General features: G+C 71.1%; 17 protein-coding genes. 16 read left to right on the top strand and 1 reads right to left on the bottom strand.

The window, feature by feature from the left end; all coding sequences use genetic code 11:
* Positions 1-3: 3 nt before the first annotated feature.
* The 14 genes from MKD51_RS11070 to MKD51_RS11005 all read left to right on the top strand — a co-directional run bounded on the left by MKD51_RS11070 (position 4) and on the right by MKD51_RS11005 (position 15,503).
* Positions 4-1,086 (top strand): UDP-N-acetylglucosamine--N-acetylmuramyl-(pentapeptide) pyrophosphoryl-undecaprenol N-acetylglucosamine transferase, encoded by a 1,083-nt coding sequence (locus tag MKD51_RS11070; protein WP_240240361.1) that lies wholly within the window; start codon positions 4-6, stop codon positions 1,084-1,086.
* The gene (gene murC / locus MKD51_RS11065) at positions 1,083-2,498 is read left to right on the top strand and encodes a UDP-N-acetylmuramate--L-alanine ligase (protein ID WP_240240360.1); all 1,416 of its coding nucleotides are present in this window, start codon (positions 1,083-1,085) and stop codon (positions 2,496-2,498) included. Before MKD51_RS11070 ends, murC begins: the two co-directional genes overlap by 4 nt.
* The gene (locus MKD51_RS16370) at positions 2,495-3,658 is read left to right on the top strand and encodes an FtsQ-type POTRA domain-containing protein (RefSeq protein ID WP_240240359.1); all 1,164 of its coding nucleotides are present in this window, start codon (positions 2,495-2,497) and stop codon (positions 3,656-3,658) included. Before murC ends, MKD51_RS16370 begins: the two co-directional genes overlap by 4 nt.
* A 175-nt stretch (positions 3,659-3,833) precedes the next feature.
* Positions 3,834-5,021, top strand: coding sequence for a cell division protein FtsZ (gene ftsZ / locus MKD51_RS11055; RefSeq protein WP_240240358.1), 1,188 nt, complete (start codon positions 3,834-3,836; stop codon positions 5,019-5,021).
* A 7-nt stretch (positions 5,022-5,028) separates the two neighbouring features.
* Entirely contained in the window at positions 5,029-5,700 is a 672-nt protein-coding gene (locus MKD51_RS11050) for a YggS family pyridoxal phosphate-dependent enzyme (RefSeq protein WP_240240357.1), read from the top strand.
* Positions 5,701-5,727: 27 nt separating this feature from the next.
* Positions 5,728-6,204 (top strand): cell division protein SepF, encoded by a 477-nt coding sequence (sepF, locus tag MKD51_RS11045; protein WP_240240356.1) that lies wholly within the window; start codon positions 5,728-5,730, stop codon positions 6,202-6,204.
* A gap of 4 nt (positions 6,205-6,208) precedes the next feature.
* Positions 6,209-6,511, top strand: a complete 303-nt coding sequence (locus MKD51_RS11040) for a YggT family protein (protein ID WP_240240355.1) — start codon at positions 6,209-6,211, stop codon at positions 6,509-6,511.
* Between the two features lie 101 nt (positions 6,512-6,612).
* Positions 6,613-7,419 (top strand): DivIVA domain-containing protein, encoded by an 807-nt coding sequence (locus tag MKD51_RS11035; RefSeq protein ID WP_240240354.1) that lies wholly within the window; start codon positions 6,613-6,615, stop codon positions 7,417-7,419.
* A gap of 8 nt (positions 7,420-7,427) precedes the next feature.
* Positions 7,428-8,054 carry a signal peptidase II gene (lspA, locus tag MKD51_RS11030; RefSeq protein WP_240240353.1) on the top strand — a complete coding sequence of 209 codons (627 nt, stop codon included), beginning with the start codon at positions 7,428-7,430 and terminating at the stop codon, positions 8,052-8,054.
* Positions 8,054-8,974, top strand: a complete 921-nt coding sequence (locus tag MKD51_RS11025) for an RluA family pseudouridine synthase (protein WP_240240352.1) — start codon at positions 8,054-8,056, stop codon at positions 8,972-8,974. The genes lspA and MKD51_RS11025 overlap by 1 nt, the downstream gene beginning before the upstream one ends.
* A gap of 114 nt (positions 8,975-9,088) precedes the next feature.
* Complete coding sequence (dnaE, locus tag MKD51_RS11020) at positions 9,089-12,598, top strand: DNA polymerase III subunit alpha (RefSeq protein WP_240240351.1); 3,510 nt, start codon at positions 9,089-9,091, stop codon at positions 12,596-12,598.
* Between the two features lie 81 nt (positions 12,599-12,679).
* Positions 12,680-13,993, top strand: a complete 1,314-nt coding sequence (gene hisD, locus MKD51_RS11015) for a histidinol dehydrogenase (RefSeq protein WP_240240350.1) — start codon at positions 12,680-12,682, stop codon at positions 13,991-13,993.
* Positions 13,993-14,484 carry a transcriptional regulator NrdR gene (nrdR, locus tag MKD51_RS11010; protein ID WP_240240349.1) on the top strand — a complete coding sequence of 164 codons (492 nt, stop codon included), beginning with the start codon at positions 13,993-13,995 and terminating at the stop codon, positions 14,482-14,484. Before hisD ends, nrdR begins: the two co-directional genes overlap by 1 nt.
* Complete coding sequence (locus MKD51_RS11005) at positions 14,481-15,503, top strand: quinone-dependent dihydroorotate dehydrogenase (RefSeq protein ID WP_240240348.1); 1,023 nt, start codon at positions 14,481-14,483, stop codon at positions 15,501-15,503. The genes nrdR and MKD51_RS11005 overlap by 4 nt, the downstream gene beginning before the upstream one ends.
* Positions 15,504-15,658: 155 nt before the next feature.
* Here the strand turns inward: MKD51_RS11005 and MKD51_RS11000 are convergent, their stop codons facing one another.
* Complete coding sequence (locus tag MKD51_RS11000; protein ID WP_240240347.1) at positions 15,659-16,219, bottom strand: DUF3043 domain-containing protein; 561 nt, start codon at positions 16,217-16,219, stop codon at positions 15,659-15,661.
* Between the two features lie 85 nt (positions 16,220-16,304).
* On the opposite strand from MKD51_RS11000, the gene MKD51_RS10995 reads away from it, so the two are divergent.
* A complete protein-coding gene (locus MKD51_RS10995; RefSeq protein ID WP_240240346.1) occupies positions 16,305-17,729 on the top strand; it encodes a M20/M25/M40 family metallo-hydrolase in 1,425 nt (474 codons plus the stop codon).
* A gap of 63 nt (positions 17,730-17,792) precedes the next feature.
* Entirely contained in the window at positions 17,793-18,134 is a 342-nt protein-coding gene (locus MKD51_RS10990; protein WP_240240345.1) for an iron-sulfur cluster assembly accessory protein, read from the top strand.
* Position 18,135 lies beyond the last annotated feature (1 nt).

Genomic DNA, 18,135 nt, shown 5'->3' with positions numbered 1-18,135 from the left:
GGCATGCGCGTGCTGCTCGCCGGCGGTGGCACCGCCGGCCACGTGAACCCCCTGCTCGCGACCGCACGGCGGCTGCGGGAGCGCATGCCAGAAGCCGAGCTCACGGTGCTCGGCACCGCGGAGGGCCTCGAGCGCGAGCTCGTGCCGCGCGCGGGCCTCGAGCTCGTCACGATCGAGAAGCTGCCCTTCCCGCGCAGGCCGGACGCTGCAGCCCTGCGGTTCCCCGGCCGCTGGCGGCGGGCGGTGCGCGAGGTGCGCGCCCTGATCCGCGACCGCGGCATCGACGTCGTCGTCGGCTTCGGCGGCTACGCATCCGCCCCCGCCTACCGTGCTGCGCACCTCGAGCGGGTGCCGATCGTCATCCACGAGTCGAACGCCAAGCCCGGCATGGCGAATGTGCTGGGCGCGCGCTGGACCGAGTTCGTCGGCCTGTCCTACCGGGCGACGACGCTCAAGGGCGAGGTCGTGGGCATGCCGCTGCGGCCCGAGATCACCGGTCTCGATCGCGCCGGCCTGCGGGCGGAGGCGGTCGCAGCGCTCGGCCTCGACCCCGAGCGCCCCACGCTGCTGGTCACCGGCGGCTCGCAGGGTGCGCGCTCGATCAATCGCACGATCGTGGCGAGCGCCGACGCGATCGTCGCCGCCGGCTGGCAGATCCTGCACCTGAGCGGCGGCAGGCAGACGGACTTCGAGCCCGCGAGCAGCGCGCACTACGTCGCGATCGAGTACCTCGACCGCATGCACCTGGCGCTCGCCGCCGCCGACCTCGTCGTGTGCCGCGCAGGCAGCCTCACGGTGTCGGAGCTCATGGCCGTCGGCCTGCCCGCCGTGTACGTGCCGCTGCCGTACGGCAATGGCGAGCAGGGCATGAACGCCGCCGACCAGGTTTCCGCTGGTGGCGCACTGCTCGTCGCCGACGGCGAATTCACGGCAGAATGGGTGCGCACGCGACTCGTGCCGCTGCTGCGGGACGCCGATCGGCTCGCCGAGATGGCCAGCGCCAGCGCTGGGGCGGGAGCGAGCGACGGCAGCGACCGCATGTGCGCACTCATCGAGCGGGCCGCGGCCACGAGGAGGCAGTCGTGATCGAACCAGACTTCAGCCAGCCGATCCCCGCGAGGATCGAGCGCGTCCACTTCATCGGCATCGGCGGCTCCGGCATGTCCGGCATCGCCCACATGATGCTCGACGCAGGGCTCGCGGTCTCCGGCTCCGACCGCTCGGGCTCCGCGACGGTCGATCGACTCGTCGAGCGCGGCGCGAGCGTCGGCATCGGGCACGACGCCGCGCACCTTCCCGTCGATGGCGAGCAGCGCGTCGACGCCGTGGTCGTCACGAGCGCGCTCTGGCCCGACAACCCCGAGCTGCTCGCCGCCCGCGAGCACGGCATCCCGGTGCTGCACCGCTCGCAGGCGCTGCACGTGCTCGCGCGCGGGAAGCGCGTCGTCGCGGTCGGCGGCGCCCACGGCAAGACGACGAGCACCGGCATGCTCGTCGTGGGTCTGCACGGCCTCGGCGTCGACGCCGGCTTCGTCAACGGCGGGGTGATCGCCGGGCTCGACGCCTCGAGCGGCCACGGCACCTCCGACATGTTCGTGCTCGAGGCGGATGAGTCGGACGGCTCGTTCCTGCTCTACGACGTCGCGGTCGCGCTGATCACGAACATCGACACCGACCACCTCGACCACTACGGCACCCCGGCGGCGTTCGATCAGGCATTCGCCGAGTTCGCCGACCGCGCGAGCGAGGCCGTCGTGATCTCCGCCGACGACGCCGGCGCGCAGCGCGTGCGGAGCCTCATCACCCACGAGCGCGTCATCACCTTCGGCGAGGCCGAGGATGCGGACGTGCGCATCGTGGAGATCCGCACGGGCGTCACCGCATCCTGCACCGTCGAGATCGCCGGTGAGCGCATCGAGCTCGACGTGGGCGTGCCCGGCCGCCACAACGCCGTCAACGCCGCCGGTGCGCTGGCGACGCTCGTCGCGCTCGGCTACGCGCCGGCGGACATCGCGCACGCCCTCGCTGGCTTCCGCGGCACCGGGCGCCGATTCGAGCTGCACGGCGAGCGCCGCGGCGTGCGCGTGTTCGACGACTACGCCCACCACCCCGCAGAGGTCGACGCCGCACTCACCGCGGCGCGCACCATCATCGGCGATGGCCGCATCATCGCGATCCACCAGCCGCACCTCTACACCCGCACGCGCGACATGGCGGGGGAGTTCGCTGCCGTGTACGAGCGCGTCGCCGATCACACGGTGGTGCTCGACGTCTACGGTGCCCGCGAGGATCCGATCCCCGGCGTCACGGGGGCGCTCGTCGCCGAGCGCTTCGAGGACGCCGCCGAGGTCGACTTCCTGCCCGACTGGCAGGCTGCGGCCGAGCGGGCCGCCGCGCTCGCCGAGGAGGGCGACATCATCGTCACCCTCTCCTGCGGCGACGTGTACCGCATCATCCCGCAGGTGCTGTCGGCGCTCGAGGACGGCGACGACGCGTGAGGCGACCCGACGGATTCGACCACCGCGTCGAGAGGCCGGCGGACGCGGAGCAGTCGACGGACGAGCCGAGCCGCTCGGTCGCGGCGGAGGTGCGCGAGGTCATCCGCCTCGATGCGCTGCGCCGCCGCCGCGAGCAGGCGGCCGCCAGGGCGAGCGGAGAGCTCGCGCCCGATGCGCCGGAGCCACGCCGCTGGGCGCTGAGCGCCTACGCGGGCATCGACGACGACGAGCCGGAGGCAGCAGCCGAGGCTGAGCCGGATGCGCCCGATCATGCCGACGATCTGGCTCCGACGACCGAGGGCGGCTCGCACGCGCAGCGGGTCGACCGCGCGTGGCGCGAGTCGCAGCGAGCGCAGCGCAGGCTCGATCGCGAGGAGCTCAAGGAGACCAAGCGAGAGGCGAAGGCCGCCAAGCGGGCGCGCAAGAAGCAGGAGCGGGCCGAGGTCCGCAGGTTCACGGCCACCCGTCGCCGGCAGCTGCGCGTCGCGCTGCTCTCGACGGGCGGCCTGGTGCTCGCGCTCGCGCTGCTCGTCGGGCTCGTCTGGTCGCCGCTCATGTCGGTGCGCGAGGTGCAGGTCGAGGGCGCAGAGCGCATCGACGCGGCGCTCGTGGAGGACGCGCTCGCCGATCAGCTGGGGCAGCCGATCGCGACGGTCACCGAGCAGGGCGTCGCGGAGCGGCTGCAGGTGATCCCGCAGATCGAGTCGTTCCGGCTCGACGTCGTGCCGCCGTCCACCGTGATCGTGCGGCTCGTCGAGCGCATGCCCGTCGCGATCATCGAGACGGATGGGGGAGCATCGGTCATCGACGCCGCTGGCGTGGTGCTCGGTCAGGTCGATGAGAGCACGGCGGAGCTGCCGACCCTCGAGGGAGTCGAGATCGGCACCGAGCAGTTCGAGGCCGTCGCGACCGTGCTGGTGTCGGTGCCGAGCGAGGTGCTGGTCGAGACCGAGCGCATCGAGGCGCCGACGCCGTCGGACATCCGCCTCACCCTGGTGAGCGGCCAGACCGTGCAGTGGGGCGGGCCGGAGCAGAGCCCGCTGAAGGCCGATGTCGTGGCGGCGCTGATGGAGACGCAGGATCCTGCCGCGGCCGCGGTGCTCGACGTGCGGGCACCGGAGCATCCTGTCGTGCGCGGCGCCGACCCCGAGGCCGACTGACACGGTCGCGCAGCGCGAACCTGACGAATCTTTTTCTTGTCGGATCCGGCCGCGACACGCCCCGTCGCTCCCGCGCTCGTGCCACACGCGCCCGTACCGTCGGAGATGTCAGCATGAAATGAGGAATTCTCTAAACTTCAAGTAGAGGTTGAGAGTTCGATCGAGGGGCCGGAACGTGACTTCCAACAACAACTACCTCGCCGTCATCAAGGTGGTCGGCGTGGGCGGTGGCGGTGTGAATGCCGTGAACCGCATGATCGATCTCGGCCTGCGAGGCGTCGAGTTCATCGCCATCAACACGGACGCGCAGGCGCTGCTGCTCAGCGACGCCGACGTCAAGCTCGACGTGGGCCGCGAGCTCACCAAGGGGCTCGGCGCGGGCGCGGACCCCGAGGTCGGCAGGCGCGCGGCCGAGGACCACGCGGAGGAGATCGAGGAGGCGCTCTCGGGGGCCGACATGGTCTTCGTCACCGCGGGTGAGGGCGGCGGCACCGGCACGGGCGGTGCCCCGGTCGTCGCGCGCATCGCCAAGAGCCTCGGTGCGCTCACGGTGGGCGTCGTGACGAAGCCGTTCTCCTTCGAGGGCCGTCGCCGCCAGGCGCAGGCCGAGACCGGCGTCGCGGCGCTGAAGAACGAGGTCGACACGCTCATCGTCGTGCCGAACGATCGCCTGCTCGAGATCAGCGACATGGGCATCTCGATGGTCGAGGCATTCGAGACCGCCGACCAGGTGCTGCTCGCGGGTGTGCAGGGCATCACCGACCTCATCACCACCCCGGGACTCATCAACGTCGACTTCGCCGACGTGAAGTCGGTCATGCAGGGCGCAGGCAGCGCGCTGATGGGCATCGGCTCGTCGCGCGGCGCCGACCGCGCCATCAAGGCGGCAGAGCTCGCGGTTGCCAGCCCGCTGCTCGAGGCCAAGATCGACGGCGCGCACGGCGTGCTGCTCTCGATCCAGGCCGGCAGCAATCTGGGCATCCACGAGACGTACGACGCGGCGAAGCTCGTGCAGGAGGCCGTGCACCCGGAGGCCAACATCATCTTCGGCACGGTGATCGACGACACGCTCGGCGACGAGGTGCGCGTCACCGTCATCGCCGCGGGCTTCGACAGCGCCGGGCCAGTGGCCAAGGAGGACGACTCCGTCATCCGCACGGCGGCTCGCGAGGAGATGGGCCTGCGCGGCTCGTCGCCGAGCGCGCCCGCGTCGCAGAGCACGCCCGCAGCGCAGGGCGAGGCGCCGGTGGAGCGCCGCGCAGTGCCGGCCCCGCCGGTCGCCGACCACCTCACCGGCCCCGTCCAGCCACTGACGCAGGTGGACGAGGAGGAGGACGAGTTCCTCCCCGACTTCCTGCGCTGACACCCGCATGACCGACGCCCCCGCGCGCCTGGCCGCCTTCCTCGAGCAGCTCGAGGAGGCGCGCCGGGCGCGCGATGTCACGGTGGTCGTCGTCACCAAGTTCCACCCGGTCGAGCTCGTGCGCGAGCTCGCCGCAACCGGCCATCGAGACTTCGGCGAGAACCGGCACCCTGAGGCACGCGACAAGGCGGAGGCCCTCGCCGAGCTCGACCTCACCTGGCACTTCGTCGGCCAGCTGCAGCGCAAGAAGGCGCGACAGGTCGCGCGATACGCCGACGTGCTCCACTCGATCGACTCGGTCGAGCTCGTCGATGCGCTCGACGGCGGTGAGCCTGGCGACGACCGCCCGGTGCGCGACGCGCTGGTGCAGATCAACCTGACCGAGGACCCCGCCCGCGGCGGCATCGAGGCGACAGGGCTCGACGCGCTCGCCGAGCGCGTCGCCGCCTCCGACTCGCTGCGCCTGCGCGGCGTGATGGCCGTCGCGCCGCTCGGCGAGGAGCCCGCGAGCGCGTTCGAGCGGCTCGCGGCGCACGCCGAGCGAGTGCGCACGATCGACCCAGCGGCCGAGTGGATCTCGGCCGGCATGAGCGGCGACTGGCGCGAAGCGCTCCAGCACGGCGCGACACACCTGCGAATCGGCACGGCAATCACGGGAAACCGGCCTGTCGGCGGATAGCGTGAACGCACGCCACGAGGAGGATCCATGAGCAACGCACTGAAGAAGGCGGCGATCTACTTCGGCTTCGCCGAGGAGGATGAGCTGACCCAGGAGGTCCGCCCCGTCGAGCGGGCCGAGGAGCACGAGCGTGCACCACAGCAGCCCCAGCAGCAGCGGGAGCGCGCCGAGGAGCCGCGCCGCGCGCCGGTCACCAAGCTCCGAGCGAGCCAGAAGGTGAACGACATGAGCGAGATCCTCACGGTGCACCCGCGCCAGTACAAGGACGCGAAGGCGATCGCCGAGGCGTTCCGAGACGGCACGCCGGTGATCATCAACCTGTCGCAGATGACGGATGGCGACGCGCGTCGCCTGATCGACTTCTCGGCCGGTCTGACGCAGGGCCTCGAGGGTCGCATCGAGCGGGTCACGACCAAGGTCTACCTGCTCACGCCGGAGCACATCGCGGTCTCGGGCGGTCGGGGCGCCGAGGAGGACGCGGACTCCGCCGTCTTCGCGCACTGACGCGGTGACGATCGTCTCGATCCTCGCCTGGGTCGTCCACACGGCACTGCTGGTCGCGTTCTACGCCCTCTGGGCGCGGATCATCCTCGACTTCGTCCGGCAGATCCGGCATGACTGGCGGCCGAAGGGCTTCTGGCTCTTCGTCTCCGTGTGGCTCCTCCGGCTGACTGATCCACCCCTGCGATTCGTGCGTCGCTTCGTGAAGCCGCTGCGTATCGGCGGCGCGATGCTCGACATCGCGATGCTGGTGCTGCTGCTCGCGCTGCTGCTGCTCATGACCATCATCGGGCCGCTCCGCTTCGCCTGACGGCCGCTCGGCGCTACGATCTGCGGAGCGCAATCGCGCCGGGTACAGTGAACCTGCGCTGCCTGTCCTATCGGCAGGCAGCTGACCAAGAAAGGCACGCCATGGCTCTGACTCCTGACGACGTCGTCCACAAGCGCTTCGAGACGACGCGCTTCCGGGACGGCTACGACCAGGATGAGGTCGATGACTTCCTCGACGAAGTGGTCACGGAGCTTCGTCGTCTGGTCGAGGAGAACGACACGCTCCGCGCCGAGAACGAGCAGCTCAAGCAGGGTGGCGCCGCTGCCCCCGAGGCATCCGCCGACACCGAGGCTGTCGTCGCACCGGTCGAGCAGCCCGACACCGCAGAGCTCGAGAGCCTGCGTGCCGAGAACGAGCGCCTGACCAAGGAGATCGCCGACCGCGACGCCGCCGCCGAGGCCGCCGCTGCTGAGGCAGCCGCAGCGCCCGCCGTCGAGGCCGAGGCTCCCGCAGAGGCCGAGGCTCCCGCAGAGGCCGAGGCAGAGCCCGTCGCCCTCGTCGAGTCCGCGCCCGCCGCGGCTGCGCCGAGCGCGCCTGCGTCGCCGTCCGTCACGCAGTCCGACAGCCTCATCCAGCTCGCGCAGCGCGTCCACGATGAGCACATCGCCGCCGGCGAGCGGCAGCGCGACGAGCTCATCGCCGCCGCCGAGGCCTCCGCGAAGGAGATCGAGGATGCGGCCGAGCAGCGCAAGGTCGTGCTGCAGGAGCAGTTCGACGGCCAGAAGGCGAAGCTCGACGAGCAGAAGGCCGGCCTCGAGGCGAAGATCGACGAGCTCAAGAGCTTCGAGCGCGACTACCGCCTGAAGCTGCGCGGATACATCGAGAGCCAGCTTCGCGACCTCGACCGCTCCTCCTCGCTCGCCTTCGGCGGGCAGGGCGGCAACTGAGCCGATCGGTGACTGACGACAGCGCGACTACCCACAGCGAAGCGGCGGTCCCGCGCTCGACGACCTGGCGGATGCTGGGCCTCGTGCTCGGGACCGCCGTCGTCGCGTGGGTGGTCGACTTCCTCTCCAAGGAGTGGGTCCTCGCCTCGATGGCGGAGGGCGAGCAGCGGCAGGTGCTCGGCGAGGTGCTGCAGTGGCACTTCGTCCGCAACCCCGGCGCCGCGTTCTCGCTCGCGGAGGGCTCCACCTGGATCTTCACGATCCTCGCCTCGGCCGTGGTCATCTTCATCGTCACGCAGCTGCGACGCATCCGCTCGCTGCGGTGGGCGGCGGCGATCGGCGGTCTGCTGGGCGGCGTGCTCGGCAACCTCACCGACCGGCTGACGCGCGAGCCCGGCTTCTTCGTGGGCCACGTGATCGACTTCATCCAGGTCTGGGGCTTCCCGGCGATCTTCAACGTCGCCGACATCTTCGTCGTCGGCTCCATGATCGGCGTGGTGCTGCTCGTGCTCGCCAACGTCGGTCTTGACGGCATCCGCCGCACCGACGAGCCGAAGGCCGCGGCCTCGAAGGATGCCGACCCGGATGCGACGCAGACGCTCGACCGGGACGACCGACCCGGCGGCCGCACCTGATGGAGTCGCGCTACCTGCAGGTGCCGCCGGGCCTCGACGGCACGCGCGCGGATGCGGGGATCGCCAGGCTGCTCGGCCTCTCGCGCACCGCGGTCGTCACGATGCTGGAGACCGGCGGCGCGGTGCAGGACGGCACCGTGCTCGGCAAGTCCGACCGGCTGCACGGCGACGCGTGGCTCGACCTGTCGTGGCAGCCGCGGGAGGAGCCCACGATCGTGCCCACGCCGGTGCCGGATCTCGGCATCGTGCACGACGACGCGCACATCGTGGTGGTCGACAAGCCCGCGGGTGTCGCGGCGCATCCCTCGATGGGCTGGCACGGCCCCACGGTGGTCGGCGCGCTCGCCGCCGCCGGCTTCCAGATCGCGACCTCCGGTGCCGCGGAGCGACAGGGCGTGGTGCACCGCCTGGACGCCGGCACGAGCGGGCTCATGGTGGTCGCGAAGAGCGAGCTCGCCTACACGCGGCTCAAGGCCGCCTTCCACGACCGCGAGGTCACGAAGATCTACCACGCTGCCGTGCAGGGCCACCCCGATCCGCTCACGGGCACGATCGACGCGCCGATCGGCAGGCACCCGAGCCACGAGTGGCGCTTCGCGATCGTCTCGAGCGGCAAGCACGCCGTCACGCACTACGAGACCCACGAGGCCTTCCGCGGCGGGAGCCTGCTCGAGATCGAGCTGGAGACGGGCCGCACCCACCAGATCCGTGTGCACATGGCGGCCAGGCGGCATCCGTGCCTCGGCGACGCGATGTACGGCGCCGACCCGACGGTCAGCGAGCGCCTGGGGCTGACGCGGCAGTGGCTGCACGCGATGCGGCTGGGCTTCCGCCACCCGGGGACGGGCGAGCCGGTGCTCTTCCAGTCGAGCTACCCGGCCGACCTCTCACGCGCGCTCGAGATGCTGCGGGAGGACTGAGCGCTGGAGCCGAGGGTGGAGACCCTTCCGGGTCTCCGCCGCGACGCCAGCTCGTCGGCCCGTCTCGGGCCGACGGCATGGCGAGTGGGCACCCCGAAGTAGGATCGAGGGGCCATGGCAGACTCCTTCGCGCACCTCCACGTCCACACCGAATACTCGATGCTCGACGGCGCCGCGCGCATCAAGGATCTGATGCAGGCCGTGCGCGACGAGGAGATGCCCGCTGTCGCGATGACCGATCACGGCAACGTCTTCGGCGCCTTCGAGTTCTGGAAGGCCGCGAAGGCGCAGGGCATCAAGCCCATCATCGGCACTGAGGCCTACATCACGCCGGGCACCCACCGCTCAGAGCGCACGCGCGTGAAGTGGGGCGACCAGGGCACGGCGTCCGGCGACGACGTCTCCGGCGGTGGCGCCTACACGCACATGACGCTGCTGGCCGAGAACAACGAGGGGATGCACAACCTCTTCCGGCTCTCGTCCTACGCCTCGATGGAGGGCTACTACTTCAAGCCCCGCATGGATCGCGAGCTGCTCGAGCAGTACTCGGGCGGCCTGATCGCCACCACCGGCTGCCCCTCCGGCGAGGTGCAGACGCGCCTGCGCCTCGGGCAGTTCGACGAGGCGCTCGCAGCCGCGGCCTCCTACCGCGACCTGTTCGGCGGCGAGAACTACTTCCTCGAGCTCATGGATCACGGGCTCGAGATCGAGCGCCGCGTGCGCGACGGGCTGCTCGACATCGGCAAGCAGCTCGGGCTGCCGCTGCTGGCGACGAACGACCTGCACTACACGCGGGCGGCCGACGCCAAGAGCCACGACGCCCTGCTGTGCGTGCAGTCGGGTTCGACGATGGACGATCCGAAGCGCTTCCGGCTCGACGGGGGCGGCTACTACGTGAAGTCGGCCGCCGAGATGCGGCACCTGTTCCGCGACATGCCGGAGGCGTGCGACAACACGCTGCTCATCGCCGAGCGCTGCGACGTCGAGTTCGACACCAGCGCGAACTACATGCCGCGCTATCCAGTGCCGGAGGCGCACGACGAGCACTCGTGGTTCCGCCACGAGGTGCAGGTCGGGCTCGAGCGCAGGTATCCGAACGGGATTCCGGATGCCGTGCAGACGCGGGCGGAGTACGAGATCGGCGTGATCTCGAGCATGGGCTTCCCTGGCTACTTCCTCGTGGTCGCCGACTTCATCAACTGGGCGAAGGACAACGGCATCCGGGTCGGGCCCGGTCGTGGCTCGGGCGCAGGCTCGATGGCCGCCTACGCGATGCGCATCACCGACCTCGACCCGCTCGAGCACGGGCTGATCTTCGAGCGCTTCCTGAACCCGGACCGCGTCTCGATGCCCGACTTCGACATCGACTTCGACGATCGGCGTCGTGGCGAAGTGATCCGCTACGTCACCGAGAAGTACGGCACCGAGCGCGTCGCGCAGATCGTCACCTACGGCACCATCAAGCAGAAGCAGGCGCTGAAGGATGCCAGCCGGGTGCTCGGCTTCCCCTTCGGCATGGGGGACAAGCTCACGAAGGCGATGCCGCCGGCCATCATGGCGAAGGACATCCCGCTCGGCGGCATCACCGACCCGACGCACGAGCGCTACAAGGAAGCGAGCGACTTCCGCGCGCTGCTCGACACCGACCCGGATGCGAAGACCGTCTACGACACGGCACTGGGCCTCGAGAACCTGAAGCGCCAGTGGGGCGTGCACGCGGCGGGCGTCATCATGTCGTCCGACCCGCTGATCGACATCATCCCGGTCATGAAGCGGGAGCAGGACGGCGCGATCATCACGCAGTTCGACTACCCGGCATGCGAATCGCTCGGCCTCATCAAGATGGACTTCCTGGGGCTCCGCAACCTCACGATCGTCTCGGATGCCCTCGACAACGTCCGTGCGAACCGCAGCGAGGAGATCGACCTCGAGACGCTGCCGCTCGACGACCGCGGCGCCTACGAGCTGCTGCAGCGCGGCGACACGCTCGGGGTGTTCCAGCTCGATGGCGGGCCGCTGCGCTCGCTGCTGCGGCTGATGAAGCCCGACAGCTTCGGCGACATCTCGGCCGTCATCGCGCTCTACCGTCCTGGCCCCATGGGTGCCGACTCGCACACGAACTATGCGCTGCGCAAGAACGGAGCGCAGCCCATCACGCCCATCCACCCGGAGCTCGAGGAGCCGCTCGCCGAGATCCTCGGCGAATCGTACGGCCTGATCATCTACCAGGAGCAGGTGATGGCCGTCGCGCAGAAGGTGGCCGGCTACACGCTCGGCCAGGCCGACATCCTGCGGCGCGCGATGGGCAAGAAGAAGAAGGAGGAGCTCGACAAGCAGTTCGAAGCCTTCTCCGGCGGCATGCTCGAGCGCGGCTACTCCGCGGCGGCGGTCAAGGCGCTCTGGGACGTCCTGCTGCCGTTCTCGGACTACGCCTTCAACAAGGCGCACTCCGCCGCCTACGGCGTCATCTCCTACTGGACGGCCTACCTCAAGGCCCACTACCCGGCCGAGTACATGGCTGCGCTGCTGACGAGCGTCGGCGACTCCAAGGACAAGATGGCCGTCTACCTCTCGGAGTGCCGACGGATGGGCATCACGGTGCTGCCGCCGGACGTCAACGAGTCGACGCTGTACTTCAACGCCGTGGGCGACGACATCCGCTTCGGCCTCGGGGCCGTGCGCAACGTGGGTGAGGGCGTCGTCGAGGGGATCGTCGGGGCGCGCACGCGCGAGGGCGCGTTCGGCTCCTTCCACGACTTCCTGAAGAAGGTGCCGCTGGGCGTCGCCAGCAAGCGCACCGTCGAGTCGCTCATCAAGTCGGGCGGCTTCGACACCATGGGCGTCACGCGGCGCGCGATGCTCGAGATCCATGAGGATGCGGTGGACGGCGCGGTCTCGCTCAAGCGCAACGAGGCGAACGGTCAGGTCGACCTCTTCGGCGACATCTTCGACGACCTCGACACGGTCTCCGACCGGGTGCCGGACCGGCCCGAGTGGGGCAAGCAGGACAAGCTCGCCTTCGAGCGCGAGATGCTCGGCCTCTACGTCTCCGACCATCCGCTCTCCGGCCTCGAGCTCGAGCTCGCGAAGCACGCGACGCACCAGATCCAGGAGCTGAACGAATCGGTCGAGGATGGCGACCACGTGAGCCTCGCTGGCTTGATCACGAGCGTGCAGCATCGCGTGGCCCGCAACTCCGGCAACCCGTACGGGATCATCGCGGTGGAGGACTTCAGCGGCGAGCTGGAGATCATGGTGCTCGGCAAGACCTACACGGAGTACCGCGCTGCGCTCGTCGCCGACCAGGTGGTCGTGGTGCGCGGCCGCGCGCAGACCCGCGACGACAGCATCACGGTGCGCGCGAACCAGATCGAGACGCCTGACGTGCAGCCGATCGACGAGACGCGGCCCCTCGAGCTGCGGATCCCGGAGCGCCGCGCCTCGATGACGGCCATGCGAGAGCTCCGCGGGTTGCTCGAGCGGCATGCGGGACCGACGGATGTGCGCATCGCGCTGCAGCGCCCGGAGGTCGAACGGGTCTTCGCGCTGCCGCAGCGGGTGCGCGTCTCGTCCGACCTCTTCGGTGAGCTCAAGTCGCTGCTGGGGCCGGCCTCGATCGCCTGAGCTGCCGCGCTCGTGACGGGTGCGGCTTCGCCGCGCCCTCCTCGACCTGCGGCCGTCACGAGACCTGCGAAGATGGACGACGTGCTGCGACGAATCGATCTGACGACCCTGCCCGCCGAGCAGGAGCTGCGCGACGTGCTGCCTCGGCCCGCGATCGACGTCGAGGCTTCGCTCCCGGTCGCGGCAGCGCTCATCGCCGCCGTGCGCGAGCGCGGGGCTGAGGCGCTCGCTGAGCAGGCGGAGCGCTTCGATGGCGTGCGCCCCACGGCCATCGAGGTCGATGCCGATGCGCTGGCAGCCGCACTGGCTGGGCTCGACCCGCAGGTGCGGGCCGCGCTCGAGACGCTCGTCGAGCGCGTGCGCATCGGCTCCAGGGCGCAGGTGCCGCCGCCGATGGTGGCGCACATCGCCGAGGGCGCCGAGATCGAGCTTCGCTGGCAGCCTGTCGATCGCGTCGGCCTCTACGTGCCGGGCGGCAAGGCCGTCTACCCGTCGAGCGTCGTCATGAACGTCGTCGCCGCGCAGTCCGCCGGGGTGCGCTCCATCGCCGTCGCGAGCCCCGCGCAGGCCGATCACGGCGGGCTGCCGCACCCGAGCGTCCTCGCCGCGTGCGCCCTGCTGGGCGTCGAGGAGGTGTACGCCATGGGCGGCGCGGGCGCGATCGGCGCCCTCGCGCACGGGGTGCCGGCCATCGGCCTCGCCCCCGTCGACGTCGTCACCGGTCCCGGCAACGTCTTCGTCGCCGCTGCCAAGCGCGTCGTCGCAGGCACCGTCCGCGTCGATGCGGAGGCGGGCCCGACCGAGATCCTCGTGATCGCCGACGGGACGGCCGACGCCGAGCTGATCGCCGCCGACCTCGTGAGCCAGGCGGAGCACGACGAGCTCGCTGCCGCCGTGCTCGTGACCGACTCGGCCGACCTCGCCGACCTGGTGGACGCATCCGTCACCCGACGGGCAGCCGCGACGCCGGCCGCCGAGCGCGTCGCCGCATCGCTCACGGGCGCGCAGTCGGCCATCGTGCTGGTGAGCGATCTGCCGTCGGCCGCCAGGGTGAGCGACGCCTACGCGCCCGAGCACCTCGAGATCGTCACGCGCGACGACGACTCGGTGCTGGCGCTGGTGCGCCACGCGGGCGCCATCTTCCTCGGGCCGCACACGCCGGTGAGCCTGGGCGACTACGCCGCCGGCTCCAATCACGTGCTGCCGACCGGCGGGCAGGCGCGGCGCGTCGCCGGCCTCGGCGCCGCGACGTTCCTCCGCGCCCAGCAGGTCGTGCGCTACGACCGCGGTGCGCTCGCCGAGGTGCGCGCAGAGGTGACGGCGCTCGCCGCCGCGGAGGGGCTGCCGGCGCACGGCGAGGCGATCGAGGCGCGCTTCGAGGGAGAGGCTCGCTGATGCACTGCCCGTTCTGTCGCAACCCCGACTCCCGCGTCGTGGACTCGCGCACGAGCGATGACGGCCTGTCGATCCGCCGTCGGCGCCAGTGCACCGAGTGCGGCCGCAGGTTCACCACCACCGAGACGGCGAGCCTGTCGGTCGTGAAGCGCTCTGGCGTGCTCGAGCCGTTCCGCCGCGAGAAGGTCATCGAGGGCGTGCGCAAGGCGGTGCGCGGCCGGCCTGTCACCGACGCAGACCTCGCGGGCGTCGCGCAGTCGGTCGAGGAGACCATCCGCGCGACCGGCGCGAGCCAGATCGACGCGAACGAGATCGGGCTCGCCGTGCTGCCGCCGCTGCGCGAGCTCGACGAGGTGGCCTACCTGCGGTTCGCGAGCGTCTACAACAACTTCGACTCGCTCGACGACTTCGAGGCGGCCATCCGCACGCTGCGCGAGGGCACGCATCCGGCCGACACCACACCCGAGATCTCCGTGGAGCGCGGCGAATGACCGCCTACGACCTGCTGTTCCGCCACGGCTTCGCGCACCTCGAGCCCGAACCTGCCCATCACCTGGCAGCGACGGCGATCAAGGCGCTCGGCGCCGCGCGACCCGGCGTGCGCACCGACCCGCAGCTGCGCACGCACGCGCTCGGCCGCGCGTTCGCCACGCCCTTCGGCGTCGCAGCGGGCTTCGACAAGGACGCCACGATGATCGCCGGCCTCGGAGCGCTCGGCTTCGGCCACGTCGAGGTCGGCACGCTCACGGCGCAGCCGCAGCCCGGCAATCCGCGGCCGCGCCTGTTCCGCCTCACGGCGGATCGCGCGCTCGTCAACCGGATGGGCTTCAACAACGGGGGAGCGGCCGCCGCAGCCGACCGCATCGCGGCCGCGAGGCAGGCGCGCTCTCGCCCCGTGATCGGCGTCAACATCGGCAAGAGTCGCGTCGTCGACGCCGAGGACGTCGCCGCCGTCGAGCGCGACTACCTGCAGTCGACGCGGCTGCTCGCGCCGGTCGCCGACTATCTCGCGGTCAACGTCTCCTCGCCCAACACGCCCGGCCTGCGCGGTCTGCAGGATGCCGCGCTGCTCGAGCCGCTGCTCGCCGCGATCCGCGGGGCCGCGGGTGCGACGCCCGTGCTGGTGAAGATCGCCCCAGACCTCGACGACGAGCAGGTCGAAGGCATCGCGGCGCTCGCCGCGCGCCTCGAGCTGGCCGGCGTCATCGCCACGAACACCACGATCAGCCGCGATGGGCTGCGCACGAGCCCGGATGCGGTGGCGCACGCGGGAGCTGGCGGGCTGTCAGGCCCGCCGGTCGCCGCGCGATCGCTCGCGGTGCTGCGCCTGCTGCGCCAGGCGCTGCCGACGTCGGTGGACGTGATCTCGGTGGGTGGCGTCGAGACGGTCGACGACGTGCGAGCGCGTCTCGCCGCCGGCGCGGCGCTCGTGCAGGGCTACACGGCGTTCATCTACCGCGGCCCTGGCTGGGCGCGCGAGATCAACCGCGGGCTGGTGTCTGCCTCGTAGGCCGAGGAGCGCGCGCTGCAGGCGCTCGCGTCACGAGGCCGGGGGAGCGGCTCGCGCCGTGCAGCAGGTCTCGCGACGCGTGCCGGCTGCGCCGGCGCGCTCCTCGACCTAGAGCCCTCCGCGCTCAACGCCTTCGGCACTGAGCGCTCCGGGCTCTACTCCGGGTACTTGAAGAGCTTGGTCTGCGGCTTCGGCATGCGCATGAACGGCAGCTGCACCGACCGCATGGTCGCGTACCAGCCGTTGCCCTTGGCATCCTTGTCGCCGAACTTCGCGCGCAGCGCCCGGCGCAGCTGCCAGGCCATCAGGAGCGAGTCGAGCACCACGATGGCGACGTAGGCCCACAGCACGAGGTTGGCGATCATGCGCCACTGCGGGTCGTTGATGAAGGTCAGCACCAGCACCACGATCATGACCGGCATCGCGAGCGTGCCGATCGAGAGCCGGGCGTCGACGAAGTCGCGCACGTAGCGGCGCACCGGGCCCTTGTCACGCGGCGGCAGGTACTTGTCCTCGCCGCGCTCGAAGCCCAGGCGGGCCTTCTGCCGCTCGGCGCGCATCTTGTCCTGCACCTGGCGGCGGGCTTCCTTGCGGTCCTCAGGCACCAGCGGGCGGCGGTTGCGCGCAACCTGCTCGGACTGCTTGGGCGTCTTCCTGCCCTCTGGCAGCGGCTGCGGCTGAGCCTTGTCGTTGGCAGAACGGCTGAACAGCGCCACAGGGAGGTCCTTCGAGAGACGAGCGGGTGATCTCCGTCCATCGTACCGCCGCAGCGGCGCAGGCTCGCCGCCTAGGATCGAGCGCATGACTGCACCCTCCGCTGACTCCAGCCCGCTCTCGGCGCGCGTCCTCTCCGATCAGGACAGCGCCGTCCTCGCCGCCGTCGACGCCGGCTTCGACCGAGCGCTCGAGGATCTGAAGTCGCTCGTGCGCATCCCGTCGGTCGCGTGGGATGCCTACGACCCGGCGCAGGTGCAGGCCAGCGCGGAGGCCGTCGCCGCCCTCGCCGAAGGCACCGGCGTGTTCGAGCGCGTCTCGATCGAGCGCGCGCCGATCGGCGACACCGAGGTGCTCGGCCAGCCCGCCGTGCTCGCCGTGCGCGCCGCCCGAGGCGGCAAGCCGTCGATCCTGCTCTATGCGCACCACGACGTGCAGCCATGGGGCGACGAGGCGCTCTGGCGCACGAAGCCCTTCGAGCCCACCGAGATCGATGGCCGGCTCTACGGCCGCGGCGCCTCCGACGACAAGGCGGGCGTGATCACGCACATCGCGGCGATCCGCGCGCTCGCTGAGACCGTCGACCCCGAGCTCGGCATCGCGCTGTTCATCGAGGGGGAGGAGGAGCACGGCTCGCGCTCCTTCTCGCGCTTCCTCGAGCAGCACGCCGACGTGCTGAGCGCCGACCTCATCGTGGTCGCCGACAGCGACAACTGGTCGACCGAGGTTCCGTCGCTCACCGTCGCGCTCCGCGGCAACGCCGCCTTCAACGTCACGCTCACGACGCTGGAGCACGCCAGCCACTCCGGCATGTTCGGTGGTGCGGTGCCCGACGCGATGATGACCTTCGCGAAGCTCGCGGCCAGCTTCTGGGCCGAGGACGGCTCCGTCGCCGTCGACGGCCTCACCGAGGCCGACCTGGACGTGCCGGAGCAGACCGAGGAGCACATCCGCACCGAGGCCGGTGTGCTCGAGGGCGTCGACCTGATCGGCAGCGGCCCGGTGCTCTCGCGGCTGTGGGCGAAGCCGGCCATCACGATCACCGGCGTGGACGCGCCCAGCGTGCCCGACGCATCCAACACGATCCTGCCGACCGTGCGGTTCCGTGTCTCTGCCCGCATCGCGCCGGGGCAGACGGCAGCCGACGCCTTCGCAGCGCTCGAGCGCCACATCGCGGAGCACACCCCCTTCGGTGCGACCGTCGCGTACGACGGCGTCGACCTGGGCGACCCCTTCCTGGTCGACACGAGCGGCTGGGGCGCGACCGCCACCAAGCAGGCCATGGCGGATGCGTGGAGTGCGGAGCCCGTGGAGACCGGCATCGGCGGGTCGATCCCGTTCATCGCCGACCTGGTGCGGCAGTTCCCCGCGGCGCAGATCCTGGTGACGGGCGTCGAGGACCCGGGCACGATGGCGCACAGCCCCAACGAGTCGCAGCACCTGGGCGTGCTCAAGAAGGCGATCGCCGCCGAGGCGCTGCTGCTCTCGCGCGCCTCCGACCACCAGGAGTAGCATCGAGGGTGAGGGAAGCGCGCTGCGGCGTCGCGCCCTCGAGGCTTTCGAGAGGAGCTGCAGATGACGGATCTCATGACGCACGGCGTCAACCTCACCGACACGGCCGCCGACAAGGTGCGCCGACTGCTCGACCAGGAGGGGCGCGACGACCTGCGCCTGCGCGTCGCGGTGCAGCCAGGCGGCTGCTCCGGACTGATCTACCAGCTCTACTTCGACGAGCGGCAGCTCGACGGCGACGTGATCCGCGACTACGACGGCGTCGAGGTGATCGTCGACCGCATGAGCGTGCCCTACCTCGACGGTTCGACGATCGACTTCGAGGACACGATCCAGAAGCAGGGCTTCACGATGGACAACCCCAACGCAGGGGGATCCTGCGCCTGCGGAGACTCCTTCCACTGAT

Origin of the sequence: Agrococcus sp. ARC_14, assembly GCF_022436485.1 — a bacterium.
GTDB lineage: Bacteria > Actinomycetota > Actinomycetes > Actinomycetales > Microbacteriaceae > Agrococcus.
Note: the sequence above shows the minus strand (reverse complement) of the source record. Positions and strands in the feature narration are given on the sequence as shown.